This is a genomic window from Caulobacter sp. GW821-FHT10C03, from assembly GCF_059415485.1.
Genome location: NZ_JBWKNI010000018.1, coordinates 1 through 24,407 on the forward strand (window position 1 = coordinate 1; position 24,407 = coordinate 24,407).

General features: G+C 71.1%; 26 protein-coding genes. 18 read left to right on the top strand and 8 right to left on the bottom strand.

Features of this window, described 5'->3' with window-relative positions; all coding sequences use genetic code 11:
• Positions 1 to 141: 141 nt before the first annotated feature.
• The 11 genes from AC07NG_RS19815 to spt all read left to right on the top strand — a co-directional run bounded on the left by AC07NG_RS19815 (position 142) and on the right by spt (position 10,923).
• A complete protein-coding gene (locus AC07NG_RS19815; protein WP_494595844.1) occupies positions 142 to 1,416 on the top strand; it encodes a D-arabinono-1,4-lactone oxidase in 1,275 nt (424 codons plus the stop codon).
• A 10-nt stretch (positions 1,417 to 1,426) separates the two neighbouring features.
• Entirely contained in the window at positions 1,427 to 2,575 is a 1,149-nt protein-coding gene (locus AC07NG_RS19820) for a DSD1 family PLP-dependent enzyme (protein WP_494595845.1), read from the top strand.
• 45 nt (positions 2,576 to 2,620) lie between these two features.
• Positions 2,621 to 2,815, top strand: a complete 195-nt coding sequence (locus AC07NG_RS19825; RefSeq protein ID WP_487287601.1) for a hypothetical protein — start codon at positions 2,621 to 2,623, stop codon at positions 2,813 to 2,815.
• A gap of 68 nt (positions 2,816 to 2,883) precedes the next feature.
• Positions 2,884 to 3,423 carry a hypothetical protein gene (locus AC07NG_RS19830; protein WP_494595847.1) on the top strand — a complete coding sequence of 180 codons (540 nt, stop codon included), beginning with the start codon at positions 2,884 to 2,886 and terminating at the stop codon, positions 3,421 to 3,423.
• Positions 3,424 to 3,524: 101 nt separating this feature from the next.
• On the top strand, positions 3,525 to 4,133 hold the full coding sequence (gene lptC, locus AC07NG_RS19835) for an LPS export ABC transporter periplasmic protein LptC (RefSeq protein ID WP_487287602.1): 609 nt from the start codon (positions 3,525 to 3,527) through the stop codon (positions 4,131 to 4,133).
• 12 nt (positions 4,134 to 4,145) lie between these two features.
• A complete protein-coding gene (locus tag AC07NG_RS19840; protein WP_494595849.1) occupies positions 4,146 to 5,300 on the top strand; it encodes a CDP-glycerol glycerophosphotransferase family protein in 1,155 nt (384 codons plus the stop codon).
• Positions 5,297 to 6,694 carry a lipopolysaccharide biosynthesis protein gene (locus AC07NG_RS19845; RefSeq protein WP_494595851.1) on the top strand — a complete coding sequence of 466 codons (1,398 nt, stop codon included), beginning with the start codon at positions 5,297 to 5,299 and terminating at the stop codon, positions 6,692 to 6,694. The genes AC07NG_RS19840 and AC07NG_RS19845 overlap by 4 nt, the downstream gene beginning before the upstream one ends.
• Entirely contained in the window at positions 6,691 to 8,415 is a 1,725-nt protein-coding gene (locus AC07NG_RS19850; RefSeq protein ID WP_494595853.1) for a fatty acyl-AMP ligase, read from the top strand. Before AC07NG_RS19845 ends, AC07NG_RS19850 begins: the two co-directional genes overlap by 4 nt.
• 1 nt (position 8,416) lies before the next feature.
• On the top strand, positions 8,417 to 9,373 hold the full coding sequence (locus tag AC07NG_RS19855) for an NAD-dependent epimerase/dehydratase family protein (RefSeq protein WP_494595855.1): 957 nt from the start codon (positions 8,417 to 8,419) through the stop codon (positions 9,371 to 9,373).
• 80 nt (positions 9,374 to 9,453) lie between these two features.
• Positions 9,454 to 9,705, top strand: coding sequence for an acyl carrier protein (locus AC07NG_RS19860; RefSeq protein ID WP_198575767.1), 252 nt, complete (start codon positions 9,454 to 9,456; stop codon positions 9,703 to 9,705).
• Between the two features lie 3 nt (positions 9,706 to 9,708).
• Entirely contained in the window at positions 9,709 to 10,923 is a 1,215-nt protein-coding gene (gene spt, locus AC07NG_RS19865) for a serine palmitoyltransferase (protein WP_110118121.1), read from the top strand.
• Between the two features lie 187 nt (positions 10,924 to 11,110).
• Here spt and AC07NG_RS19870 read toward each other — a convergent pair whose 3' ends face one another.
• The 6 genes from AC07NG_RS19870 to AC07NG_RS19895 all read right to left on the bottom strand — a co-directional run bounded on the left by AC07NG_RS19870 (position 11,111) and on the right by AC07NG_RS19895 (position 16,410).
• Positions 11,111 to 12,325 carry an MFS transporter gene (locus AC07NG_RS19870; RefSeq protein WP_494595857.1) on the bottom strand — a complete coding sequence of 405 codons (1,215 nt, stop codon included), beginning with the start codon at positions 12,323 to 12,325 and terminating at the stop codon, positions 11,111 to 11,113.
• A gap of 69 nt (positions 12,326 to 12,394) precedes the next feature.
• Complete coding sequence (locus tag AC07NG_RS19875) at positions 12,395 to 12,949, bottom strand: sugar O-acetyltransferase (RefSeq protein ID WP_494595858.1); 555 nt, start codon at positions 12,947 to 12,949, stop codon at positions 12,395 to 12,397.
• Between the two features lie 11 nt (positions 12,950 to 12,960).
• Positions 12,961 to 13,506, bottom strand: a complete 546-nt coding sequence (locus tag AC07NG_RS19880) for a helix-turn-helix domain-containing protein (RefSeq protein WP_494595860.1) — start codon at positions 13,504 to 13,506, stop codon at positions 12,961 to 12,963.
• Positions 13,507 to 13,538: 32 nt separating this feature from the next.
• A complete protein-coding gene (locus AC07NG_RS19885; protein ID WP_494595862.1) occupies positions 13,539 to 14,453 on the bottom strand; it encodes a hypothetical protein in 915 nt (304 codons plus the stop codon).
• The gene (locus AC07NG_RS19890; protein ID WP_492854984.1) at positions 14,450 to 15,361 is read right to left on the bottom strand and encodes a diacylglycerol/lipid kinase family protein; all 912 of its coding nucleotides are present in this window, start codon (positions 15,359 to 15,361) and stop codon (positions 14,450 to 14,452) included. The genes AC07NG_RS19885 and AC07NG_RS19890 overlap by 4 nt, the downstream gene beginning before the upstream one ends.
• Positions 15,361 to 16,410: a CDP-alcohol phosphatidyltransferase family protein gene (locus AC07NG_RS19895; RefSeq protein ID WP_494595989.1), complete on the bottom strand. Its 1,050-nt coding sequence runs from the start codon at positions 16,408 to 16,410 to the stop codon at positions 15,361 to 15,363. The genes AC07NG_RS19890 and AC07NG_RS19895 overlap by 1 nt, the downstream gene beginning before the upstream one ends.
• 150 nt (positions 16,411 to 16,560) lie before the next feature.
• On the opposite strand from AC07NG_RS19895, the gene AC07NG_RS19900 reads away from it, so the two are divergent.
• Complete coding sequence (locus AC07NG_RS19900) at positions 16,561 to 17,448, top strand: metallophosphoesterase family protein (protein ID WP_494595863.1); 888 nt, start codon at positions 16,561 to 16,563, stop codon at positions 17,446 to 17,448.
• Between the two features lie 121 nt (positions 17,449 to 17,569).
• Here AC07NG_RS19900 and AC07NG_RS19905 read toward each other — a convergent pair whose 3' ends face one another.
• Complete coding sequence (locus AC07NG_RS19905; protein ID WP_494595864.1) at positions 17,570 to 18,055, bottom strand: DUF2141 domain-containing protein; 486 nt, start codon at positions 18,053 to 18,055, stop codon at positions 17,570 to 17,572.
• Between the two features lie 72 nt (positions 18,056 to 18,127).
• Here AC07NG_RS19905 and AC07NG_RS19910 point away from each other — a divergent pair, with 72 nt between their 5' ends.
• The 6 genes from AC07NG_RS19910 to AC07NG_RS19935 all read left to right on the top strand — a co-directional run bounded on the left by AC07NG_RS19910 (position 18,128) and on the right by AC07NG_RS19935 (position 23,865).
• On the top strand, positions 18,128 to 18,565 hold the full coding sequence (locus AC07NG_RS19910; protein WP_494595865.1) for an HIT family protein: 438 nt from the start codon (positions 18,128 to 18,130) through the stop codon (positions 18,563 to 18,565).
• A gap of 32 nt (positions 18,566 to 18,597) precedes the next feature.
• Positions 18,598 to 19,791, top strand: coding sequence for an LptF/LptG family permease (locus tag AC07NG_RS19915; RefSeq protein ID WP_494595991.1), 1,194 nt, complete (start codon positions 18,598 to 18,600; stop codon positions 19,789 to 19,791).
• Positions 19,788 to 20,849: an LptF/LptG family permease gene (locus tag AC07NG_RS19920; protein ID WP_494595866.1), complete on the top strand. Its 1,062-nt coding sequence runs from the start codon at positions 19,788 to 19,790 to the stop codon at positions 20,847 to 20,849. The genes AC07NG_RS19915 and AC07NG_RS19920 overlap by 4 nt, the downstream gene beginning before the upstream one ends.
• Entirely contained in the window at positions 20,849 to 22,003 is a 1,155-nt protein-coding gene (gene bcerS, locus AC07NG_RS19925) for a ceramide synthase (protein WP_494595868.1), read from the top strand. The genes AC07NG_RS19920 and bcerS overlap by 1 nt, the downstream gene beginning before the upstream one ends.
• Complete coding sequence (locus AC07NG_RS19930) at positions 21,907 to 22,761, top strand: NTP transferase domain-containing protein (RefSeq protein ID WP_494595870.1); 855 nt, start codon at positions 21,907 to 21,909, stop codon at positions 22,759 to 22,761. Before bcerS ends, AC07NG_RS19930 begins: the two co-directional genes overlap by 97 nt.
• A 183-nt stretch (positions 22,762 to 22,944) precedes the next feature.
• On the top strand, positions 22,945 to 23,865 hold the full coding sequence (locus tag AC07NG_RS19935; RefSeq protein WP_494595872.1) for a phosphodiester glycosidase family protein: 921 nt from the start codon (positions 22,945 to 22,947) through the stop codon (positions 23,863 to 23,865).
• 12 nt (positions 23,866 to 23,877) lie between these two features.
• Here the strand turns inward: AC07NG_RS19935 and AC07NG_RS19940 are convergent, their stop codons facing one another.
• Positions 23,878 to 24,321, bottom strand: a complete 444-nt coding sequence (locus AC07NG_RS19940) for a hypothetical protein (protein ID WP_494595874.1) — start codon at positions 24,319 to 24,321, stop codon at positions 23,878 to 23,880.
• Positions 24,322 to 24,407 lie beyond the last annotated feature (86 nt).

The window sequence follows — 24,407 nt, forward strand, 5'->3', positions numbered from 1 at the left end:
GGGAGCATCTGCGGCGATAGATCCTCCCCCTCTGGGGGAGGTGGCCCGGAGGGCCGGAGGGGGTCTTCCACGGCGCATAACACCGGCTTGCAATAACGATAGTTTTTACTATCGTCAGTCCATCGCAGCGGGGGAGCGCCGATGGAGGGCTGGAAGAACTGGTCGGGCAGCGTCACGGCGACGCCCAGCAGGATCGCCCGACCGAGGACGATCGAGGAGCTTTCCACCCTGGTGATCCAGACCGGCAAGGTCCGCGTCACCGGGGCCGGCCACTCGTTCATGCCGCTGTGCCAGACCGACGACCTGCTGCTGAACCTGTCCGAGCTGGAAGGCGCGGTCGAGATCGCGCCCGATCGCAAGACCGTCTGGGCCCCGGCCGGCTGGAGCCTCAAGCGCCTGACCGCCGCCCTGTGGGCCGAGGGGCTGTCGCTGATCAATCAGGGCGACATCAATCCGCAGTCCCTGGCCGGCGCCGTCTCGACCGGCACCCACGGCACGGGCGCGGAACTGGGCAGCCTGGCGACCCAGGCCTGCGGCTTTCGCCTGCTCACCGCCGACGGCCGCCTCGTCGAATGCGGCCCTGACCTGGAGCCCGAACTCTACCAGGCCCAGCGCCTGTCGCTGGGCCTGCTGGGCGTCGCCGTCGCCATCCGCATCAACGTCGTCCCGGCCTATCACCTGGAGGAGCGGATCAGCCGTCTGCCGCTGGCGCAGGTGATCGAGCGCTTCGACGAGTTGACCGCCGCCACCCGGCACATGGAGTTCTGGGTCTTCCCCTACAGCGACCAGGTGATCTTCAAGACCCTGCACCCGGTCCCGGCCGAGGCCGCCGACGAGAAGCCCGGCAAGGGCGGCGAAGGCGACGAGGCGATCTTCAAGGCCGTCTGCGACCTCTGCGCCGCCGCCCCTGCCCTCACCGGACCGATGCAGCGCCTGCTGATGAAGCTGGCCGGCGCGCCCAGCCGCCGCGCGGCCCCGGCCTACGAGATCTTCCCCTCCGAGCGGAACGTCCGCTTCGAGGAGATGGAATACGAGATGCCGCGCGAGACCGGCCTGCCGACCCTGAAGGCGGCGATCGCCCATATCCGCAAGCGCCGCCTGCCGATCACCTTCCCGTTCGAGTTCCGCCTCGTGGCCGGCGACGACATCTGGCTGAGCCCCTTCAACATCGGCCCCGGCGCCTCGATCTCGTTCCACCAGTACGCCAGGATGGACTGGAAGCCGGCCTTCGCCGAGGTCGAGCCGGTGCTGGCCAGCGGCGGCGGCCGGCCGCACTGGGCCAAGCGCCACAGCTTGACCCCCGCCGACGTCCACCGGCTCTATCCCCGCGCGGCCGACTTCCTGCGCGTGCGCCAGGCCTGGGACCCGACCGCCAAGTTCGCCAACGCCCACATGACCCAGCTGTTCGGTATTTAAGGGACCATCGATGACGGATATCGCCCTGCACGCCGATCTGGTCGGCCAACAAGGCTCGCGCGAGCAGCTGAACACGCCCGTCCTGGTCGTGGATCGCGCCGCGCTCACGGCCAACATCGCGACCATGGCCGCCTTCGCCGCGTCCAAGGGCCTGAAGCTTCGCCCGCACGCCAAGACCCACAAGAGCGCCGACATCGCCCGGCTTCAGATCGAGGCCGGGGCCGTCGGCCTATGCTGCGCCAAGATCGGCGAGGCCGAGGCCCTGGCGGCCCAAGGCGTGACCGAGGGCCTCTTGATCACCTCGCCCGTCGTCTCGGCGCCGGCCATCGCCCGCCTGGCGGCCCTCAACCTTGCGACCATCGGCCTCAAGGTCGTCGCCGACCACCCCGACAACGTCGCCGCCCTTGGCGCCGCGGCCGCCGCGGCCGGCAAGCCGCTGGAGGTGGTCATCGACCTCGACCCCGGCATCCACCGCACGGGCGTCGCCTCCCCCGAAGCGGCCGTGGCGCTGTTCGAGGCCATCCAGGCCCAGCCCGCCCTCACCTACGCCGGCCTGCAGTGCTATTGCGGCGTCCAGCAGCACATCGAGGCCTTCGACCTGCGCAAGGCGGCCCTGGAGGATCGCGGGGCCTATATCCGCGAGGTCATCGCCGCCCTGACCGCCGCCGGCGGCGCGCCGCCGATCGTCAGCGGCTCGGGCACCGGCTCGCACCGCATCGACGCCGAACTTTCGATCTTCACCGAGCTGCAGGTCGGCTCCTACGTGTTCATGGACGACCAGTACCTGGCCTGCGACCTGACGGGCGAAGGCGCCGAGGCCAGCCCCTACCAGCGCTCGCTGGTCATCGACGCCCGCGTGGTCAGCGCCAACAGCCCGGGCATGGTCACCGTCGATGCCGGCTTCAAGTCGATGTCCACCGACGCCGATCCGCCGCAGGTCGTGGCCGGCGCGCCGGAAGGCTCGCGCTACTTCTTCATGGGCGACGAGCACGGGGCCCTGGTCCCCGCCTCCGGCTCGCCCCCGCCGCTCGGCGCCCGCGTCACCCTGGCCGTGCCGCACTGCGACCCGACCGTGAACCTCTACGACGCCTATCACGTGGTCGAGGGCGGGACGCTGGTGGCGATCTGGCCGGTGACGGCGCGCGGGCGCTCGCGCTGACCCGCGAGCGAGGCTAAGCTCCGGCGACGCCGGAGGTTGAGCCCCATGTACGACGCCCCGATCCTCGATCGCCAGGAGCAGACCGCCGTCGCCGAGTTCGAGGCCGGCCCGCTGCGCTACCGGGCCGAGGTGCGCGTCACCCCGGCGGGCATCCTGGCCGTCGGGGCGCTGCTGACCGGCATGCTGCTGTCGTCGGCGGCGATCGTCTGGGCGGCCAAGCATCACCTTTCGCGGCGCTAGCGCCGAGACACGCGAAAGCCGCGATCGATCCATGGTGGAGTTTGCAGGACCGGTGTAGGCAGGCGTGCATGTGCCACTTCATCACCCTGGTCGCGCCCACCGACGATGTCGCCGCCTTGCAGGCGGTGATGAAGCGGCATGGCCGCGGGGCCACGCCGGTCGACAATGCGTCCATCCGCAAGGTGCTGGGCGACGACGACCGCCAGTTCCTGACGACGCGCAGCCACTGTGATTGCGGAACCGTCCTGGCCTCCGGTCCGGACGATCCCGACGCGGCCGAAGAGGGCTTCGCCAAGGAAGCCGAGCGCCTGAAGCGCAAGGGCTGGTCGGCCGCGAAGATCGCGCGGGCCATGGAGGGCCGGCGCAAGGCCGAAGCCCGGCCGGACGATCGCGCCCCCGACAGCATCGACCTCTGGGCGGCCGTGCTGCGCGACCTGGGCGAGGAACTGAAGCTGCCCCATGCCGGGCTGGTGGTCAGGCTCTATTCGGGCGCGATCGAGGCCGAGACCTTCGACGCCCGGCGTCGCGAGGCGTCGGCGGGCGCGCCCTTGAACGAGACCCTGGCGTCCATGCGGCAGGACGAGGTGACCGTCTTCCGGCTGAAGTGAACCTCCGCCCGCCTTCGACGCGAACCTTTGTCCAGAAAAACCCCTTTGGCCTGTGGCGCGTTGAAGACTATCCATGGCGTCCGTTCTGGATCGTCCGCCGCATGACCACCGCCGCCCTCTCGACCGCCGCCAAGAAGCCCCGCCGCAACCGGCGTCGGCCTTCCGCGCGCTGGACGCGGGCGGGCCTGCTGGTGTTCGCCGTCGGGGTCAGCGTCGCCGTGGTCGGCCAGACGGCGTATCGGATGATCGACGCCCGCAACGCCACCAAGGCCGCGACCGCCGCGCCGCTGGCCATGGACAATCCGCGCTTCACCGGGGCCATGCGCGACGGCCGCGCCTTCCTGATCACCGCCCGCCGCGCCGAGCGCGACGCGGTCGATCCCAACAAGGTCAAGCTGGTCGACCCGACCCTGGTGCGCGGCTACGGCCAGCCCGACGCCACCCGAGTGACCTCGAAGGACGGCGTCTACCAGGAAGCCCAGAACCTGCTGGTGCTGACCAAGGACGTGAAGATCGACAACGGCCAGGGCTACCAGTTCGCCTCGCAGGAAGCCCGCATCGACACCAAGACCGGCGAGGCCGTGGGCGGCGCGCCGATCGCCGGGGCCGGGCCCCAGGGCAATGTCCGCGCCGACAGCTACAGCGTCAGCGACAAGGGCGACCGCGTGGTCTTCAAGGGTCGCGTCCGCACCCGCGTCCAGACCCAGTAGGCCCCGCACGTCATGACCGGCCTCGGACTCCTGGACCGCGCCCGCGCGACCCGCATCTGCTTCCTCTACATCGCCCAGCCGCACCAGGTCTGGCACAGCCTGTCGACGGCCGTGGCCCTGGCGCGCGGCTGGCCGGAGATCCAGGTCGAGATCGCCGCCACCTCGGCCGGACACCTCGACTACATCCAGGGCATGCTCGACGGCCTGGGCGGCGCGCCGGTCACCCTGCGCCTGCTGCCGCCGGCCTGGCTGCGGAAGCTGTCGAAGAACGCGCCGCCGTCCAAGGCCCTGATGCTGGCGCTGAACGCCGCGCGCCTGTCCACCTACGACGCCGTGGTCACGCCCGAGCGCACCACCGCCCTGCTGCGCAAGCTGGGCGTGCGGCGCACGGCGCTGGTCTACACCCAGCACGGCGCCGGCGATCGCGGCGGGCCGTTCGAGCCGCGCCTGCGGGCCTTCGACCTGGTGATGGCCGCCGGCCCCAAGCAGCGCGACCGGATGGTCGACGAAGGCTGGGTCAAGCCGGAAGCCTGCGCCATGGTCGGCTATCCGAAGTTCGACCTCGTGGACGCCCTGCCGCCCAGCGCCGTGCCGGCTTTCGAAAAGCCGCTGCCGACCGTCGTCTACAATCCGCACTTCCATGAGACCCTGGGCTCGTGGCCGGCCTTCGGCCTGTCGATCCTGGAGCAGTTCGCCGCCGACGAGCGGTTCAACCTGATCTTCGCCCCGCATGTGCGCCTGTTCGAGACCGCCTCGGAGGCCGACCATCGCGCCGTCGCCCGCTTCGTGGGCCATCCGCGCATCCACATCGATCTCGGCGGCCCGGCGGCCTTCGACATGACCTACACACGCTCGGCCGATCTCTATCTCGGCGACGCCTCCAGCCAGGTCTACGAGTTCCTGCGCACGCCCAAGCCGTGCCTGTTCCTCAACCCCGCCCACGCCGACTGGAAGGGCGACGAGAGCTTCCACCACTGGCGCTACGGCCCCGTGCTGGAGACCGCCGACGGCGTCTGCGACGCGACTGCCGCCGCCTTCGCCGGCCATGGCGACTATCTGGACGCCCAGACGACGGGCGTCGCCGAGACCTTCGACCTGACCGACGAGGCCTCGTCGCTGCGCGCCGCCCGCGCCATCGTCGACCGCCTGGCCGCTCTAGACCGATGAGCTCGCAAAAGGCCAATCCCCTGGCCCGCGTGCTGGCCAACGCCGGCGCCCTGCTCGGCGGCCGGGGGGTCAACGCCGTGGTCGGCCTGGCCTACATGGCCCTGGCCGGCCGCAGCCTGGGCCTGGCCCTGTTCGGCGCCCTGACCCTGATCAACGCCTTCGCCCAGACCCTGGGCGACATGGCCAAGTTCCAGTCCTGGCAGACCGTCGTGCAGTATGGCGCGAAACCCCTGCTCGACGGCGACAAGACCACCTTCCAGCAGGTGCTGCGGTTCGCCCTGGTGCTCGACCTCGTCGGCGCGCTTGTCGGCGTCACCCTGGGAGTCGGCGGCGCCCTGCTGTTCAGCCGCTGGCTGGGCTGGTCGCAGGACCTGGCTCCGGCGGCGGCGCTCTACTGCCTGTCGATCGCCGCCATGACCTCGGCCACGGCGGTGGGCCTGCTGCGCCTGTTCGACCGCTTCAAGGTGCTGGCCGGCGAGCAGGCGATCTCCTCGACCGTGCGCCTGGTCGGCTGCGCGATCGCCGCCGCCCTGCATGCGCCCGTCGAGGGCTTCCTGCTGGCCTGGGCGGCCGGCACGCTCGCCTCCTTCACCTACGTCGCCGCCGTCGCGGTGTGGAGCCTGCACGGGCGCGGCCTGCTGCAGGGCTTCTCGCTCCGGGGACCGCTCGGCGAAGGCCTGCCGGGCGTCTGGCGCTTCGCCTGGGCGACCAATTTCAGCAGCACCATCGACGTCGGCTTCACCCACGTCCTGACCCTGGCGGTCGGCGCCCTGGTCGGCCCCGGTCCGGCGGCGCTGTGGCGCGTGGGCCGGCAGGTGGCCGACGGCATGGCCAAGCCCGCCCGCCTGATGCTGCCGGCCCTGCATCCCGAATTCGCCAAGCTGCGCGCGCAAAAGAACGACGCCGCCATGCTGCGCCTGGCCCGACAGATCGGCCTGATCGGCGGCGGAGTCGCGGGGCTGCTGCTGCTGGTCTGCCTGGTCGGCGGCCAATGGCTGCTGACGGTCATCATGGGCGCCGAGTTCGCCCCCGCCGCCGGCATCATGACCTGGCAGGTGGCGGCCGCCGCCATCGGCGTCATGGCCCTGCCGATCGAGCCGATGCTGGTGTCGATGCGCGCGGCCGGCGCGGCCCTGCGCGTGCGCATCGTCGTCAGCGTCGCCTACCTCCTGGCGCTCGCCCCGCTGCTGAAGACCTTCGGCCTGACGGGGGCCGGCGCGGCCCTGGTCCTGGCCATGGCGGGCATGGCGCTGGGCATGTTCATCACCCTCAGATCGAAGCTCCGACAGGAAGCCGCCGCCGAGCGCGAGGCCGAAATCCTCGCCGCGAGCGCCCGCGCGCGCGAACAGGCTTGCGTGGAACCCCGGAACGAGCGCAAAGGCGATCCGCAATGACTACGCCCACCGCTTCCGGCCGGACCGTTCGGTTCGCCGACTTTCCGACCCTGACCGCCGCCCTGGATTTCGCCGCGACCGGCGAGACCGGGATCAACCTGCATTCGCTGCGTGGCGAACTGGTCGAGGCCCTGTCCTACGCCCGCCTGCGCGAGCAATCCCTCGAGCTCGCCCGCCGCCTGCTGGCGCTTGGAGCAGAGGGCGGGGCCAAGGTCGGCGACAGCGTCGCCCTGATCGCCGAGACCGACGGCGACTTCGTGCGCGCCTTCTTCGCCTGCCAGTACGCCGGCCTTGTGCCCGCGCCCCTGCCCCTGCCCGCGCCGCTGGGCGGCCGCGAGGCCTATATCGAGCAGATCGCCCGCATGTGCGCCTCGGCTCACGCCAGGATCCTGATCGGTCCGGCCGGCATGGCCGAGTGGCTGAAGGACATCGGCGCGGCCGGCGATCTGGCCTTTTCCGGTTCGCTGGCGCAGCTGCCGGAAGACGCCAGCGCGGCCCTGCCCGACATCACGCCCGAGCACCCCTGCTATCTGCAGTTCTCGTCGGGCAGCACCCGCTTCCCGACCGGCGTGCTGGTGACCCACAAGGCCCTGATGGCCAACGCCGTGGCCATCACCCGCGACGGCCTGCAGGTGAAGCCAGAAGATCGCGCCGTCTCGTGGCTGCCGCTCTATCACGACATGGGCCTGATCGGCTTCCTGCTCAGCCCGCTGACCAGCCAGATGAGCGTCGACCTCCTGCCCACCGGCGCCTTCGTGCGCCGGCCGCTGCTGTGGCTCGACCTGATCAGCCGCAACGGCGGCACCATCGCCTACAGCCCGACCTTCGGCTACGAGCTCTGCGCCCGCCGCGCCGAGGCCGCCTCGATCGAGCACCTGGACCTGTCGCGCTGGCGCAGCGCCGGCCTGGGCGGCGACATGATCCGCACGGCCCCGGTCGAGGCCTTCGCCGAGCGCTTCGCGTCCGTCGGCTTCTCCGAGAAAGCCTATGTCGCCAGCTACGGCATGGCCGAGGCCACCCTGGCGCTTTCCATGGCCCCGCTGGGCCAGGGCCTGAAGCTCGAGATCCTCGACATCGAACGCCTGGAGCGCGACGACCTGGCCGTGACCGTCGGAAGCGACGCCCCGCGCGCCCGGGCCTTCGCCCGCTGCGGCCCGGCCCTGCCCGACCACGAGCTGGAAGTGCGCGACGCCGACGGCGCGGTGCTGGCCGAGCGCCAGGTGGGCCGCATCTTCGCGCGCGGCCCCAGCCTGATGGGCGGCTATTTCGACCAACCCGAAGAGACCGCCCGCGTGCTGGCGCCCGACGGCTGGCTCGACACCGGCGACATCGGCTTCCTGGTCGAGGGCGAGATCGTCATCACCGGCCGCGCCAAGGACCTGATCATCCTCAACGGCCGCAACATCTGGCCGCAGGACCTGGAGTGGACCGCCGAGCGCGAGATCCCCGGCCTGCGCAGCGGCGACGTGGCCGCCTTCTCCGTCCCCGGCGACGCCGAGGAGGAAGAGATCGTCACCATCCTGGTCCAGGCCCGCGGCGGCGACGCCGAGACCCGCGCGGCCCTGGTCGAGAACGTGGCCGGGGTGCTGCGCGCTCGCCACGGTGTCGAGACCCAGGTCAAGCTGGTCGGCGCCCACGCCCTGCCGCAGACCTCGTCGGGCAAGCTCAGCCGCTCCAAGGCCAAGGCCGCCTACCTGGCCGGCGCCTACGAGCGCGCCTGAGGTGGCCAAGGCCGGAAATCGCGTCGTCGCCGTCACCGGCGCGACCGGCTTTCTCGGCCAGCACCTGATCCGGGCCCTCGCCGAGCGGGGCTACGTCCCGCGCATCCTGTCGCGCCGCGATCCGGTCTCGCCGTTCTGGCGGGGGATCGAGCCGCAGGTGGTGCTGGGCGACCTCGGCAACGCCGAAGCCCTGAAGCGCCTCTGCGACGGCGCCGGCGCGGTGATCCACGCCGCGGGCCTGATCAAGGCCGCCTCACGCACGGGCTTCGACAAGGTCAATGTGGCCGGCGCGGTCGCGGTGGCCGAAGCGGCCCGTGACGCCGGCGCCCGGCTGGTGCTGATCTCCAGCCTCGCCGCCCGCGAGCCGCAACTCTCCGACTACGCCGCCAGCAAGCGCGCCGGCGAAGAGGCGGTGCTGGCCGCCCTGCCTTCGGCCCTGATCATTCGCCCGCCGGCCATCTACGGCCCCGGCGACCGCGAGACCCTGGGCCTGTTCGCCGCCGCGGGGAAAAGCCGCCTGCTGCCGGTGCTGTCGCCCGCCTCGCGCGTGGCCATGATCCACGTGCACGACGCCGCGACCCAGATCCTCGACCTGCTGGAAGGCGATCGCACGGGCCTGGCCTCGATCTGCGACGACCGTCCCGACGGCTATGGCTGGAGCGAGATCATGGCCGCCGCCGCGACCGCCGTCAGCGCGCCCCGCCCGCATCTCTTCCGCATCCCCGACGCGGTCATTCACGCCGCCGGAGCGGTCGCCGATGTGGCGAGCCAGTTCTCAAAGCAACCCACGGTGTTCGGTTCTGGCAAGGCGCGCGAACTGTCGCACCTCGATTGGGCCTTTTTGACCGATCCGTCCCTTGCGCCCTCGTCGAGTCGACACGATGTTGCCGCCGGCTTCGGCGATACGGTGACCTGGTATCGCCTTCACGGCTGGTTGCCGAAAAAATACAGCGACTAGTTCAATTGTGGCAGATATCTGACATGGACGCTGTTACGGTACGGTGACAGTGCTTGTGTCGGGGGCGACTGGCGTTTGGCATGGATACAGTGACGGATCTTAGTTTGCGTGAGATCGGCCTGGCCGCGAGCAAGGTGCTCGGCCGGACCGTCGAGGTGACCCACGACACCCATATCGGCCGCGACCTCGCCGTGGATTCGCTGGCCCTGATGAATATCGTGATGGAGCTAGAAGACACCTTCGACATCTCCATCCCCCTCGATCGCCTCGCCTCGGTGGAGACCACCGGCGACCTCTCCAAACTGATCAACGATCTCCGAACCAAGGCTTGACCGATGGGTCTGTTCGACAAGCATCTGGCCTATCGCGACGCGTACAAGGCCATCCAGCAGGCGGGCGCCGACCCGTTCACCGTCCGCTTCGACGCCGTGGTCTCGCCCACTGAGGGCGTGGTCGATGGTCGTCCCACGATCCTGCTGGGCACCAACAACTATCTGGGCCTGACCTTCGACGAGAAGGCGATCGCCGCCTCGGTCAAGGCGGTGCAGGAACGCGGCACCGGCACCACCGGTTCCCGCATCGCCAACGGCAGCTTCGAGGCCCACGTGGCCCTGGAGACAGCGCTGGCCAAGTTCTACGGCCGCAAGCACGCCATGGTGTTCACGACCGGCTACCAGGCCAATCTCGGCGTGCTGTCCACGCTCGTGGGCCGCGGCGACCACCTGATCCTCGACGCCGACAGCCACGCCTCGATCTATGACGGCTCGCGCCTGGGCCACGCCGAGGTCATCCGCTTCCGCCACAACGATCCCGAAGACCTGGCCAAGCGCCTGCGTCGCCTGAAGGACGTTCCCGGCGAGCGCCTGATCGTCGTCGAAGGCATCTATTCGATGATCGGCGACACCGCGCCGCTCAAGGAAATCGCCGCGATCAAGCGCGAGATGGGCGGCTACCTGCTGGTGGACGAAGCCCACTCGATGGGCGTGCTCGGCGCCACCGGCCGGGGCCTGGCCGAGGCCGCGGGCGTGGAAGACGACGTCGACTTCATCGTCGGCACCTTCTCCAAGAGCCTGGGCGCCATCGGCGGCTTCTGCGTCTCCAGCCTCGACGACTTCGAGGTCATGCGGGTGATCTGCCGCCCGTACATGTTCACCGCCTCGCTGCCCCCGGCCGTGGTCGCCTCGACCCTGGTGGCCCTGGAGCAGATGATCGCCAAGCCGCAGCTGCGCGAACAGCTCAACAGCAACGCCTGCCGCCTCTATGACGGCCTCAACGCCTTGGGCTTCGTCACCGGCCCGGCCGCCAGCCCGATCGTCGCGGCCACCATGCCCGACGTCGAGCGCGCCATCGCCATGTGGAACGGCCTGCTGCAATCGGGCGTCTACCTGAACCTCGCCCTGCCGCCGGCCACGCCCGACAGCCGCCCGCTGCTGCGCGCCAGCATCAGCGCCGCCCACACCCACGAGCAGATCGACCAGGTCCTCAAGGTGTTCGCCGAAGTCGGCGCGGCGCTGGGCGTCATCGACGGCCAGAAGCGCGCCACGGCCTGAGACGCGGCAAACCGCTGAAAAGACGAAAGCCCCGGTCGCAAGGCCGGGGCTTTTTCTTTGCTCAGATGCTCCCCCTCTGGGGGAGCTGTCGCGGAGCGACTGAGGGGGTCTTCACCGCCGGCGCCGCCCCCTCCGGCCCTCTGGGCCACCTCTCCCAGAGGGGGAGGATCTGAACCCGCAACCCGCGTCAGGTCCGCTGGGGCGCCAAGTCCCCTTCGGCCTCGACGCTCGCCCGCCCCATCCGCTCGGCCGCCAGCAGCGCCGCCAGCATGGCCACGGCCAGCACGGCGACGCAGACGCCCAGGCCCTGCCAGCCCCAGCGGCCGACCACCAGGCCGCCCAGCGGCGGGCCGATCAGGGCGCCGCCGGCCCCGAACTGGGTCAGCAGGCCGTTGGCGGAGGCGATCCTCGGATCATCGGGCGCGCTGGCGCCGGCCAGGCTGGGCAGGCGGGCGAACACCATCGGCGAGGCGACCCCGCCGAGCAGCAAGGCCAGGCCCGCGACGACCGAAACGGCGACCGCTCCGCGACCGACCACCGCCGGGTGGAAGACGAACACCGCCACGGCCGCCGCCGCCAGCAGCGCCGGAATCACGGTGGCCACCACCGCCCGACGCGGATCCACGCCCGCCGCGTGCAGGATGCGCATGGCGATGGCCGAGGCCGGCAGGGCGGTCAGCGAGACCAGAGCCGTGGCCAGGCTGGCGCCCGACAGGCTCGCGCCGACCCGCTCGGTCAGGAAGCTGGGCAGCAGCATGGTCAGGGCGCAGACGAAGACGGTGAAGAGGCCGAAACCGAAGGTCAGCATCACGGCGGCCGGGGCCGGCCAGGTCATGCGCGCCTCGCTGCGCCCGCCCCGCGCCTGGCGAGCGGCGGCCACGAGGCCCAGGCCGCACAGCACCGCCCACAGCAGCAGCGCGCCCTTCGGACTGGTCGCGGCGACAGCCAGGCCCGTGACGCCGCTGCCGGCGGCGACGCCGACCGGCACGAAGGTGCTCCACAGCACCAGCGCCGGGCCGCGAATGCGCTCGGGCGCGATGGCGACGATCATGGTCGGGGCGGCGATCACCACCAGCACGTAGCCGACGCCCTCGACCGCCCGGGCCGTAAACAGCACGCCGGCGTTCGGCGCGAAAGCCTCGACGATGCTGCAGACCAGCAGGATGGCCAAGCCGCTGACCAGGAACCGCCGCCCGCCGAACCGGCCCAGCGCCAGGCCCGCGGCGATGCCGAACACCGCCCCGCCGATCTCCAGCAGCGACACCAGCAGGCCCGCCTGCGCCAGCGACAGGTGGAAGGTCTCGCGCAGCACGGGCGCCAGCACGGCGATCTTGGGCAGTTGCGCGGCGGCCAGCACTCCGATGAGCCAGAGCGCGATGATGTTCAGCCATGTACGGATCATGGCCGCCCCTCTAGGGCGCCCCGTCGCGCGAGGACACGTAAAACTTATGCGCGGGAGTGGGAGACGCCCCTATTCGCCCTCGATCGAGCGGATGATCCGGGCCGGATTGCCACCGACCAGCGTGTTGGCGGGCACGTCGCGGGTGACGACCGATCCGGCGGCCACGACCGAATTCTCTCCGATCGTCACCCCGCCGATGACGGTCGCGCCCGCCGCGATCCAGACCCCGTTGCCGACGGTGATCGGCTTGCCGACCAGGGCCGCGCGGCGCTGCGAGGGCGCGACCGGATGGCCGGAGGTGATCAGGCTGACGTTCGGTCCGATCAGCACGTCGTCGCCGATCGTGATGTCGGCCAGGGCGTAGAAGGTGCAGTTCTGGTTGATGAACACCCGGTCGCCGACCCGGATGTTGCGGCCGCAGTCGGTGTAGAACGGCGGGGCCAGCCGGAAGTGCTCGCCGACCTTGTGGCCGGCCAGTTCCTCGAACAGCGCCCGCACCTCGTCGCCGTCGGCATAACCCAGCCGATTGAGCTTCGCCGTCAACGCCATGGCCCGTTCGACATCGGCGGCGAACGCCTTCGACTCCGGCGTGCGGACGGGAATGGTGACGGCGTCGTCGGTCATCGGCGGCCGAGCTACCCGACCGTCGTCGCCAGCCGGCCCGTGCGGCCGTCCGACAGCGGCACGGTCTCCCACTGCAGCAGGCCCGGCCGGATCGGGATGTCGTCATGGCCGTTCGAGCCGGTCTCGAACCGCAGCTGCTGATACGGCCGTTCGAACCAGCCGCCATCGGCCAGGCCGTCCTGGGCCGCCACGACGCCGGGACTGGCGAAGCGCCACAGCGAGGTTCCCAGCATCTCGGACGCGTCCACCGCCCAGGTCGCCGCCCGGGGCCGCGAGACCGCCAGCAGCTGGTGGGTGGCGTCGCAGACCAGGTGCACCGGCAGGGTCGATGTCTCGACCAGGCGCTTGAGCGCCGCGTCGCCGCGATGGTCGGCCTGGGCGGCGATCAGGGCGACGATGCGCTCGCGATGGGCCTCGTCCGGCTCCTGCGCCCCGCTTTCCCAGCGCGACACGGTCGCCTGCGACACCGCCAGCAGCTCGGCCAGATGGCCCTGCTTGACGGCGTTGAGGCGCCGGAACCTGCGCAAGGCCCGGCCGACGGGAAGGTCGTGCAGCATGGCGCCAGGGTAACGCTACGCCCGCGCGGAGGCTAGCCGCCCCGCGCCCGCCGCCACTTCCACAGGCTCAGCAGGACGCCCGGCGCGGCCAGCACGGGGTGGCGCTCGCGCCAGGGCGTCAGCTCGACCTTGAAGCCGGTGTGGCGCCCGATCTTCCAGGCGGCGTAGCGGGCCGCGCCCTGGAAGGTGAAGGCCGCCTTGACCAGGCGGGCGACGTTCAGCGGCTTGCCGAGGTTGCGCCGCAGCCGCCAGGCGCTCTTCAGCCGCTTGCGCTCGATGGCCGACATCTCGGGAACCGGCCGCCCCTCGCCGTCCAGCCGGCCGTCGTCGGCCCAGCAGGCCGGCAGCAGGCGCTGGTAGTGGCCGGGGTCGAAGGCCAGGATCGAGGCCTCGCGGCCGGACTTCTCGACCCGGAACTCGGCGGCGTAGGTCTCCTGGAACAGCGCCGCCCAATAGGCCTCGGGCGGCCCCTCCTCGGGTCCCAGGGCCGTGGCGAAGCGGGCGGCGGTGCGGGCGGCGCGGCGCACGGCCTCGATCACCGTCTCGCGCGCAGCGGCGTCCACCGCCCAGACCAGGCCCGAGGGCTGCACGAAGCGGGTCCACAGGGTGGTGTCGATCCCCCTGCCCTTCACGGCCTGGGCGAAGCGCGACAGGGTCATGGAGGCGACCTTGGCCCGCAGGGTGACGCCCCCGTGCTCGAGCTCGTGATAGCTGACGTCGGGCCACAGGATGCGGGTGGCGACACCCCGCAGGCCGCGCGGCGGCCGCTCCGTCAGGACATAGAAGTCCAGCACGCCCGACAGGTCGCCGGTGCGCAGGATCGAGCCGTAGAACAGCACCGCCTGGGCGCTCGGGAACACCGTCGTCAGATGCTCGGCGAAGGCGCGGATCGGCGCGGGGATCGGCTGGTCCAGTTCGGCCTCGACCAGCGGCCGGACGGCGCTCATCCGACCACGAACCGCAGCGGCGCGCCCAGGGCCACGGCGATCTTGCCGCCCTCGAACACCTCGCCGTCGAGCACGAAGTCGAACTGGCCCGAGGCGTACAGCGCCGCCGGGTCGCGGCGGCGATAACCGCGCGCCTCGAGGGTGGGCTTTGGCTTGCCCGACAGCACGGTCGGCAGCATGCGCAGCAGGCGCCTGGGGGGCGCATCGACGTCCAGCACCTTCAGCCCCTCGCGCGGCGGGCCGAAGGGCTTGAGGCCGAACGGAAGGCGCTTCAGCGCCGTGGCCAGCAGCACGAAGCGCTCTCCGGCCGGCTGGGCTTCGCCGTCGATGGCCACCTTGACCGCCACGCCCTGGCGCCACTGGTCGCGCGCCCCGCCGAACAGGGCCCCGATCGCGGCCCCCGCCAGGGTCACCGCCACTGACAGGCTCTGGAACACGCCCATGCGGTTGACGCGCTTGGACAGGGCCGTGGCCCGCACCAGGGCGCCCAGGCCGAAGAAGAAGCCCCGCAGCGGCGGGCGGCCGTCGGCGAAGCGCACCTCCAGCGGGGCGCGGATCTTGACCCGCGGTTCGGGCTGGGCGGCGGCCGCCAGGGCCTCTTCCAGCCGCCAGTCGCGCGGGGCGCCCAGGTCGATGGCCAGCACGTTGGTCTTGCCCGAGGGCACCACCGCCAGCATCGGCATGTCGTCGCCGAAGGTCGCCGGCGTCAGGCCCAGCACGTCGCGCACGGTGCCGTCGCCGCCGTCGATGACCAGCAGGTCGATCTTCTCGTCGGCGAAGCGGGCCAGTTCCTCGGACAGCGCCTCGCGCGTCGCCGGCTCGACCACGCGCACGCCCTCGGGCGTCGGCGCATGCACCCGCCCCTGGTTGGCGTGGCTGCGCGGGTTGCGGACGACGCCGACGCGCATCACCGCGACAGCCAGCTCTGGATCGAGCCCTTCGGGGCGGCGAAGCCCTGCAGGATCTGGACGGCGTGGACGACGAAGCAGATCGCCGTCCAGGCGGCCACCAGCACGAAGCCGATGTCCGGGCGGCCGACCAGGGCGGTGGCGGTCAGCAGGATGAGGTTGGGATTGCGACGGGCGGTGATCAGCCGGAAGAAGCTGTCGAACGGCCGCCAGGCGTGCATCTCCAGCTTGAAGAGGGACAGGAAGATCCCCTCCTCCACCCGCTGGGCCACGTAGCCGCCGACGACGATGGCCAGCAGCCAAGGCGCCCAAGGCATCGACAGGCCGACCGCGAACACGCCGACATACCAGGCCCACCACCAGAACGGCGGGTGCACCAGGTCGATGCCGTGGTCGAAGACGTTGCCCCACTTGGACGAGGTCAGGGTCACCCGCGCCAGCTTGCCGTCGACCGTGTCGAGGAAGGTCATGATCCAGGCGCAGACCAGGCCCCAGCCGAACTGTCCGCGCCAGAACAGCACGAAGGCGGCGATGGTCAGCAGGAAGCCGATGAAGGTCACCTGGTTGGGCGTCATCTTGGCCAGGGCGCACCAGCGGGTGACGATCCGCGCCGGGGTCGGCCAGACGTACTTGGTGACCAGGTCGGTGACGCCCTTGTACGAGCCCTGGAACAGGCGCTTTTCGACCGCGCGGACGGTGTCCTTGTCCAGGCGCTCCAGCACCGGCGGCTCGCGCTTGCGCAGGGCGCTGTTGTAGGCCGAGCCCACTTCCAGCGCGGTCAGGCGGATGAAGCGCGGGTCGATGCTCGCGGGATCGCCGCCGGCCGCCAGGGCCGCGACGGCGGCTTGCGCCACCTCGGCCGGGGCGTTGACCGCCACAGCCGCGCCGGCCTCGTCGACCAGCACCGCCCAGGGCCGTCCGGCCAGGGCCTTGATCAGCGACTCGTCGAACACCCAGCCGGCGTGGACGGCGACAGTGCCGCCTTCTCCAGCGCCCTCGGAAAGGCCGATCCGTCGATAGATGCGCGACAGCCGCTCGCCCGAGGTCATGCCCCAGATGCGTCCCTGGCTCTCGCCCACCGTCACGGCGCGCGAACCTGCCGGATTGATTTCACCCGTCACCGGAACTTAAACCCCTTGAAAGCCGAGGCGATTGATAAGCAGCTTCGTCGCAATCCGCCACAATCGCACCGGCCGCTCTTGTCGATATTCCGCCTCGCCCATCTTTCCGACCCTCACCTGCCGCCGCCGCCGGGCGCCTTTCGGCTGCGCGACCTCGCCTCCAAGCGCCTGCTGAGCCGGATCGCCTGGCGCCGCAAGCGCAAGGTCCACCGCCCCGACGTGCTGGCCGCCCTGGTCGCCGACCTGCAGGCCCACGCCCCCGACCATGTGGCGATCACCGGCGATTTGACCAACTTCGCCTCACAAGCCGAGGTCGACGCCGCGACGCGCTGGCTGCGAACCCTGGGCCCGGCCGAGACCGTCACCGTCAGCCCCGGCAACCACGACGCCCTGGTCGGCGAGAGCGCGCAAGGCCGCTTCGCCCCCTGGACCGCCTGGCTGGGCGACGACGAGGAGACCGCCTTCCCACAGGTGCGGCTGCGCGGGCCCGTGGCCCTGTTCAACCTGTGCTCGGCCGTGCCGACCGCCCCGCACCTGGCCACCGGCCGCCTCGGCTCGGACCAGCTCGAAAAGCTCGACGCCCTGCTGGCCGACCCGGCCTATGGCGACCGCTTCAAGGTGGTGCTGCTGCACCATCCGCCCAACGCCGGGGCGGTGTCGTCGCGCAAGGCGCTGGAGGATCAGGCCGACCTGCGCGCCGTGCTAGCCCGCCGCGGCGCCGACCTCGTCCTGCACGGCCACGCCCACGAGTCGCTGACGGCGACCGTACCCGGTCCGGACGGCAAGGCGATCCCGGTGCTGGGCGTGCCGTCGGCCTCGGCCTGGAGCGGCGGCCACTCGCCGGCCCGCTGGCACGCGCTGGAGATCGAGGAGCGCGACGGCGGCTTCTCGCTGCGGGTCGTGGCGCGCGGGCTCGATCCGGAGACCGGCGGGATTCGGGAGCTGGGGCGGTATTCGCTGGCTTGAGAGCCAGCGGGGCCGAAACCTCGTCCTTCGACAAGCTCAGGATGAGGTTTCTACTGAGCCTCGGAGCGGGCAATGGTCCTCATCCTGAGCCTGTCGAAGGACGAGGACCACGCACCTAAGCCTACTTCCCGTAGCGCATCCGCACCCGGATCGTGTTGTCGCCCGACTTCACGTTGATCCGCGCCGAATCGAACGACGGCACGCCGAACCGCGACGGGGCGTCGTTGGAGAAGCCGTAGCCCTCGGTCGGCACGCCCACCGCGTTGCGGTCGAAGTCCTTGTTGCCGTTGCTGTCGTGATAGACCGCCACCGCATAGATGTCGGCCTTGGGCAGGTTGAAACAGGCCTCGGTGGTCGGGGCGCTGGCCGGCACCCGCAGGCGCAAGAGCTTGCCGCGCGGGGCCAGGAACCGGCTGGGATCGGACGGATAGATCGTCACCGTCACCAGCCCCGAGTCGGACTTCAGCTTTCCGACCTCGACCGTCAGCCGAACGCCCGTGTCGCGTCCGACGCAGTCCTGCTTCGCCGCCGCCGGCGCGGCCATCCCCAGCAAGCCCAGCAGCGTCCCTAGCGCCGCCAAGCCTGGAAGAACGGTTCGTGCTTCCATGTAAAACGTCGTGTCCCTATTGTCGCCGCGTCGCGATCCGCGTCCGGACTCGCCCGCAGTATCGGTTGCCGTATGCCCAATCCCACAGCCCTCGCGTTCGGCTATCCCCGCTCGAAAGTCGCGGAGACCGATCGCTGGCTGGTCTTGGTCCGTCCCAAGCAGCCGACTTTCGGGTCTCTCGTCCTCGTATGCAAGGAACCTGCTCACGCCTTTTCGGAGTTGAGCCCCGAAGCCTTCGCCGACATGCAGACGGCGATCGCCGGGATCGAACGCGTTTTGAAGGCCAAGGTTGCGTACGAGAAGATCAACTACCTGATGCTGATGATGGTCGACCGCGACGTCCATTTCCACGTGCTGCCCCGTTACGAGGGCGCGCGCGAGCACGAGGGGCTAAGCTTCCCCGACGCCGGCTGGCCGGCCGCTCCGGCCCTGGGAACGGCCGTCGCTCTCGATGACGACGCCGTCGCCCGCCTGGCCCAGGACTTCGCCGAGGCTTGGGTCGCCGCGTGAGCCGCAAGAGGAAGAAACCCGATCCGCGACGGTTGACGGTCCTTGGCCTGATCGACCGCTATCTGCTGCGCCTGCTGTTCTGGCCCCTGGTCGGGTGCCTGGGCCTGACCGTCGTCGCCCTGCTGCTGGAGCGCGTGCTGCGCCTGCTCGACCTCTTGTCGCAGAGCAGCGCCCGCTTCGACTACGTCACCCAGCTGGCCCTCAACCTGGTGCCGCACTATCTGGGCCTGGCCCTGCCGGTGGCCTTCTTCGTGGCGCTGTTCATCGTCATCAGCAAGCTGTCGGACGGCTCGGAGATCGACGCCCTGCTGGCCGGCGGACAATCCCTCGAACGGGTCGCCGCGCCCTTCGTCTGCATCGGCCTGGCGCTCAGCGTCTTCAGCATCGCCGTGTTCGGCTACGTCCAGCCCTACAGCCGCTACGCCTATCGCGCCGTCATGCACGCGGCCGTCAACGCCGGCTGGAACGGCCGCCTCTCCGGCGGGGCCTTCATCGACGACGACGGCTCGCTGATGACGGCCGACAGCGCCGATCTGGCCGGCCAGACCCTGACCCGCGTCTTCATCCGCCGCCCCGACGCGGCCGGCCACGAGGAGCTGATCACCGCCGCCAGCGCCACCCTGCAGGTCGCCGCCGACGGCAAGACCGTGACCATGCGCCTGAGGTCGGGTCGCCGCATCGGCAGCGACGCGCGCGGCAACTACCGCAGCCTGGCCTTCGACGACCTGACCACCCAGGCCCCGCTGAAGGCCGCCGCCGGCCTGCTGCGCGCCAGAGGCGGCGACGAGCGCGAGCTGACCCTGGTCGAACTGACCCGCCAGGCCAATTCGCCCAACCCGGTCGTGCCCAAGGCCACCCTGTGGGCCGAGTTCTACGGCCGCCTGGCCCGCGCCGCCTTCCTGCCGTTCCTGCCGCTGCTGGCCTTCCCGCTGGGCCTGGCCGCCAAGCGCGGCAACCGCGCGCCGGGCCTGCTGCTGGCCGGGGTGCTGCTGCTGGCATTCCAGCACAGCCTGCTGCTGGGCCAGAGCCTGGCCGAATCCGGCCGTCTGGCCCCCATTCCCGCCGTCGGCGCGCCGTTCCTGGTGTTCACCGGCCTGGCCGTCTGGCTGTTCGTCGGCAGCCGCACGCGGCCCGGCGACACGCCGATCTCGCGCCTCGTCCTGGCCATGAGCGCCTGGTTCCGCCGCGTGCTGAGAGCCTTCCAGCGCAAGGAGCGCGCCGCATGAAGCTGCCGCTCTACATCCTGCGCACCGTGGCCACGCGCGTGCTCGGCGCGATCCTCATCCTGATGGCCATCCTGCAGATCCTCGACCTGCTGGAAGTCACCACCGACATCCTCGATCGCGGCCTGGGCGTGGCCGGGGTGTTTTACTACGCCGCCCTGCGCGCCCCGCGCCTGTTCGAGCAGGTCGCGCCGCTGGGCGTGCTGGCCGGCGGCCTGTTCGCCTTCTCGCAGCTGGCCCGCGAGAACGCCGTGGTCGCCATGCGCGCCAGCGGCATCTCGGGCTATCGCATCGTGCTGATGGCCGTGCCGGTGGCGATCGCCGTCCTGTCGCTCGACGCCCTGTGCGCCCAGGTGATCTCGCCGCGCACCGACCCGACGCTCAGCGCCTGGTGGGCCGCCACCACGCCGGTCGCCGAGCGCAAGCCCCCCACCGCCCGCACCTTCCGCGCCGGCGAGGACCTGGTCACCGCCAAGGAAGCCCTGGCCGACGGCGCGGAGCTGCGCGACCTGACCATCTATCGCCGCGACAAGTCCGGCGCCCTGACCGAGCGGGTCGTGGCCCCCGTCGCCAGCTTCCAGAAGGGCGCCTGGCGGCTGGAAAAGCCCGTCACCACCCGCTTCATCGGCGATCGCGTGGAACCCATGGTCGCCGCCTCGGCCACCTGGCCCACCGCCCTGCGCCCCGCCGACGTGCAGGCCCTGTTCGCCGACGCCCCCGCCCCTTCGGCCGCCTCGGCCCGCCGGGCGCTGGAGAACGGCGGCTCGGACCGGCCGCAGAGCTTCTACGCCACCCGCCTGCAGACGGCCTTCTCAGGACCGCTGGCGGCCCTGGTCATGCTGCTGCTCAGCGCCCCTGTCGCCTGGGCCAATTTCCGCAGCGGCCAGGGCGCGATCCTGCTGACCTCGGGCCTGGCCGCCGGCCTCGTCTACCTTGTAGCCGACGGCTTGCTGTCGGCGCTTGGCGAGTCCGGCTCGCTGTCGCCGATCCTGGCCGCCTGGGCCGCCCCCGCCGTCTTCGCCGCCCTCGCGGTGCGCGCCTTCGTATCCCTGGAGGGATGATGCCTTTCGATTCCGCGGCCGAAGCGATCTCGGTCCTGCCCGTGCGCACGCCCGAAGAGCTGAAGCGCTTCATCGCCCTGCCCAACCGCCTCAACGCCAAGGATCCGAACTGGATCGCGCCCCTGGAGCTGGAGCGGACCGAGGCCCTGTCGCCCAAGACCAACCCGTTCTTCGCCCACGCCCAGGTGCAGCTGTTCCTGGCCGTGCGCGGCGGGCGCGACGTCGGCCGGATCAGCGCCCAGATCGACGAACTGACGCCGCAGAAGATCCCCGGCCGCCTCGACGGCCACTTCGGCCTGATCGCCGCCGAGGACGACGCCGACGTCTTCGCCGCCCTGTTCGCGGCCGCCGAGTCCTGGCTGCGCGAGCGCGGCCGCACCCACGTGCTGGGTCCGTTCAACCTGTCGATCAACGAGGAGGTCGGCCTGCTGGTCGACGGCTTCGACACCCCGCCTATGGTGATGATGGGCCATGATCCGGCCTATGCCGGCCGCCGCGTCGAGCAGCAGGGCTACGCCAAGGCCAAGGACGTCTACGCCTATTACGCCCCGATGCACGTCGACCTGCCGCCGGCCGTACGCCGCCGCGCCGAGCGCCCGCCGGCCGACGGCGTCGTGCTGCGCCAGCTCGACATGAGCCGCTACGACGAGGAGGTCGCCACCCTGACCGACATCCTCAACGACGCCTGGAAGGACAACTGGGGCTTCACTCCCACCACCGAGGCCGAGACCGCCCAGCTGGCCAAGGCCCTCAAGGCCGTGATCGACAAGCGCCTGACCTGGTTCGCCGAGATCGACGGCGAGGCCGCCGGGTTCCTGGTGTTCCTGCCCAACGTCAACGAGGCCATCCGCGACCTGGGCGGCAAGCTGCTGCCGTTCGGCTGGGCCAAGCTGCTGTGGCGGCTGAAGGTCAAGCGCGTGAAGTCTGCCCGCATCCCGCTGATGGGCGTGAAGCGCAAGTTCGCCGAGGGCATCCGCGGCCGCATGCTGCCGTTCCAGATGATGCACGCCGGCCGCACCTCGGCGCTGGCGCTGGGCTACGAGCGCTTCGAGATCTCGTGGGTGCTGGAAGAGAACATGCCCATGCGCCGTATCGCCGAGGCCATCAGCTCGGAGATCTACAAGACCTATCGCGTCTACGAGAAGGCGCTGTGATCCAGGGGTTCAAGGCGCTCGTCCTGGCCGGCTCGCGGCCGGGCGAGATCGACAGCGCCGCGGCCTATGCCGGCGTCTCGCACAAGGGCCTGATCACGCTGGAGGGGCGCACCCTGCTCGACCGGGTCCTGGGCGCGGTGCAGGCGGCGGGCGCGCAGGCGGTCGGCGTCTCGACCTCCGACGCGGCCATCGTCTCGGCCCTGCCGGCCGGCGTCACCGCCATCGCCGCCTCGACCGAAGGCCCCAGCCAGAGCGTGCGCGGGGGCGCGGAGAGCCTGGGCTTTCCGCTGCTGATCACCACGGTCGATCACGCCCTGCTCAAGCCCGAGTGGATCACCCAGTTCCTGGCCGACGCCCCGGAAGGCGCCGACGTCGCCCTGATGCTGGCCCCGGAGGCGCGCGTGCGCGCCGCCGCGCCGGACACCCAGCGCACCTATCTGAAGTTCCGCGACGGCCGCTTCTCGGGCTGCAACCTCTTCCTGTTCCGCAGCGAGGCCGCCCTGCCCGCCATCGCCCTGTGGCGCCGCGTCGAGCAGAATCGCAAGCAGCCCTGGAAGATCGCCGCCATGCTCGGCCCGGGCCTGCTGGTCCGCTACCTGCTGGGCCTGCTGACCCTCGACGAAGCCATAGCCCGCCTCGGCGCCCTGGCCGGCGTCAAGGCGGCGGCGGTGCGCGCTCAGGACGGCCTGGCCGCCGTGGACGTCGACAAGCCGGCGGACCTCGATCTCGTGCGCAGGATCGTCGGCGAGACGGCTTAGCGCCGCTCGCAGCGGCCAGGCTTTCGCACCCGTAAACCAGCGTCTGTGGCTTGGACGTCACCTCTCGGAGAAACGCGGCCGACGGCCTTTGCAAGCCACCGCCACGCCCCCTATCTGCCGGTCGAACGCCGCCGTCGCCCCCCCGACGGCGGCGGCCTGTTTTCCGATTTCAAAGTCCCGCCCGTGTTCCGATCCGTTCTTCGCGCCGCCGCTATCGGCGGTCTTCTGCTGCTGTCGGCCTGCGCCAGCGTCCATATCCCCGCCACCCCGCAGACGGCCTTTGGCCGCAGCGAGACCAGCACCCTCTCCGAAGGCGTCACCTACTGGAGCGAGACGCGCGAGAACCCGCTGCGGCAGGTGTTCCACGTCGTGCGGCTGGACCTGGCCAATCCGAAAGTGCAGCTGTTCGTCTCGCCGCCCAATGACGGGGCCGGCCAGTACCACGCCCGCACCACGTCCGACTTCGTGACCGCCTCGGGCGCCCTGCTGGCCGTCAACGCCAGCTATTTCACGCCCTTCAAGCCAGGCGCGCGCGGCGGCGACGACTTCGTGCCCCACGCCGGCCAGCACGTCGATCCGGTCGGCAAGGTGATCGTCGCCGGCGCCATCGTCGCCCCGCCGGAGGTTCCGGAGCTCGACCCGCGCGTCAACGCCATCCTCTGCATCCACCCGTCGTTCGTCGAGATCCGCTCGGGCCACACCTGCCGCTGGGACGTGATCGACGCCGTGGCGGCCGGGCCGGTGCTGCTGGTCGACGGCGCCGAGCAGTCGTTCAAGCACGCGGGACCGAAATACGCCGCCGACCGCCATCCGCGCACCGCCCTGGGCGTCTCGGCCGACGGCCGCACCGGCTGGCTGGTGGTGGTCGACGGCCGCCAGACCGTGATCAGCGAGGGCGCGACCCTGGCCGAACTGACCGCCTTCTTCCGCGACCTGGGCGCGGCCGACGCCATCAACCTGGACGGCGGCGGCTCGACCACCCTGGCCGTGGACGACGGCTTTGGCCGTCCGCGCGTGCTGAACTCGCCGATCCACACCGGCGTGCCCGGCCGCGAACGACCGGTGGCCAACCAGCTGGGCGTGCGGGTGCTGGACGCCCGCTAGGGCCTTGGCGCTTTACGCCCGCGGCGACAGGAAGCTGGCCGCCACGTTGCTGAGCGGACCCGGCCATTCGCCGAACACGATCGAGCCCGAGAGCGGGTCGGTCGACACCGACGGGAAGCACAGGTTCAGCCTGAACTTCAGCAGTTCGTCGCTGGTGCTCTGGGCCATGATCGACAGCGGAAAGCCGATGGCCGGGGCGTTGTCGTAGATGAACAGCAGCCCGGTGAACGGCGAGATCACCGGCGCGGCCGGATTGGGGAACGACAGCGTCCCCGTCACTGGAAGCACCTCGCACCGCGCGGTGGATGCGGCCTCCAGCGAGGCGCAGCCGGCCGTCAGCAGGTCGGCCTTCTCGTCGGCGACGACCAGGGCCAGTTCGTAGTCGAAGCCCACCTGGCCGTCGGCCAGGATGTCGGGCTTGTAGACCGTCAGCTTGAGGGTGGTGGCGTCGGGCATGGCGCTTCCTCGATCCATGGCGGCGCGACGATTTCGCGCAACCTATGATCGCATTGACGCATGACACATTCTTTGGAGGAACGACT

Coding starts and splice junctions, on each gene's coding strand:
- AC07NG_RS19815 (WP_494595844.1), top strand. CDS start 142: ATGGAGGGCTGGAAGAACTGGTCGGGCAGCGTCACGGCGACGCCCAGC.
- AC07NG_RS19820 (WP_494595845.1), top strand. CDS start 1,427: ATGACGGATATCGCCCTGCACGCCGATCTGGTCGGCCAACAAGGCTCG.
- AC07NG_RS19825 (WP_487287601.1), top strand. CDS start 2,621: ATGTACGACGCCCCGATCCTCGATCGCCAGGAGCAGACCGCCGTCGCC.
- AC07NG_RS19830 (WP_494595847.1), top strand. CDS start 2,884: ATGTGCCACTTCATCACCCTGGTCGCGCCCACCGACGATGTCGCCGCC.
- lptC (WP_487287602.1), top strand. CDS start 3,525: ATGACCACCGCCGCCCTCTCGACCGCCGCCAAGAAGCCCCGCCGCAAC.
- AC07NG_RS19840 (WP_494595849.1), top strand. CDS start 4,146: ATGACCGGCCTCGGACTCCTGGACCGCGCCCGCGCGACCCGCATCTGC.
- AC07NG_RS19845 (WP_494595851.1), top strand. CDS start 5,297: ATGAGCTCGCAAAAGGCCAATCCCCTGGCCCGCGTGCTGGCCAACGCC.
- AC07NG_RS19850 (WP_494595853.1), top strand. CDS start 6,691: ATGACTACGCCCACCGCTTCCGGCCGGACCGTTCGGTTCGCCGACTTT.
- AC07NG_RS19860 (WP_198575767.1), top strand. CDS start 9,454: ATGGATACAGTGACGGATCTTAGTTTGCGTGAGATCGGCCTGGCCGCG.
- spt (WP_110118121.1), top strand. CDS start 9,709: ATGGGTCTGTTCGACAAGCATCTGGCCTATCGCGACGCGTACAAGGCC.
- AC07NG_RS19870 (WP_494595857.1), bottom strand. CDS start 12,325: ATGATCCGTACATGGCTGAACATCATCGCGCTCTGGCTCATCGGAGTG.
- AC07NG_RS19875 (WP_494595858.1), bottom strand. CDS start 12,949: ATGACCGACGACGCCGTCACCATTCCCGTCCGCACGCCGGAGTCGAAG.
- AC07NG_RS19880 (WP_494595860.1), bottom strand. CDS start 13,506: ATGCTGCACGACCTTCCCGTCGGCCGGGCCTTGCGCAGGTTCCGGCGC.
- AC07NG_RS19885 (WP_494595862.1), bottom strand. CDS start 14,453: ATGAGCGCCGTCCGGCCGCTGGTCGAGGCCGAACTGGACCAGCCGATC.
- AC07NG_RS19890 (WP_492854984.1), bottom strand. CDS start 15,361: ATGCGCGTCGGCGTCGTCCGCAACCCGCGCAGCCACGCCAACCAGGGG.
- AC07NG_RS19895 (WP_494595989.1), bottom strand. CDS start 16,410: ATGACCTCGGGCGAGCGGCTGTCGCGCATCTATCGACGGATCGGCCTT.
- AC07NG_RS19905 (WP_494595864.1), bottom strand. CDS start 18,055: ATGGAAGCACGAACCGTTCTTCCAGGCTTGGCGGCGCTAGGGACGCTG.
- AC07NG_RS19910 (WP_494595865.1), top strand. CDS start 18,128: ATGCCCAATCCCACAGCCCTCGCGTTCGGCTATCCCCGCTCGAAAGTC.
- AC07NG_RS19920 (WP_494595866.1), top strand. CDS start 19,788: ATGAAGCTGCCGCTCTACATCCTGCGCACCGTGGCCACGCGCGTGCTC.
- bcerS (WP_494595868.1), top strand. CDS start 20,849: ATGCCTTTCGATTCCGCGGCCGAAGCGATCTCGGTCCTGCCCGTGCGC.
- AC07NG_RS19940 (WP_494595874.1), bottom strand. CDS start 24,321: ATGCCCGACGCCACCACCCTCAAGCTGACGGTCTACAAGCCCGACATC.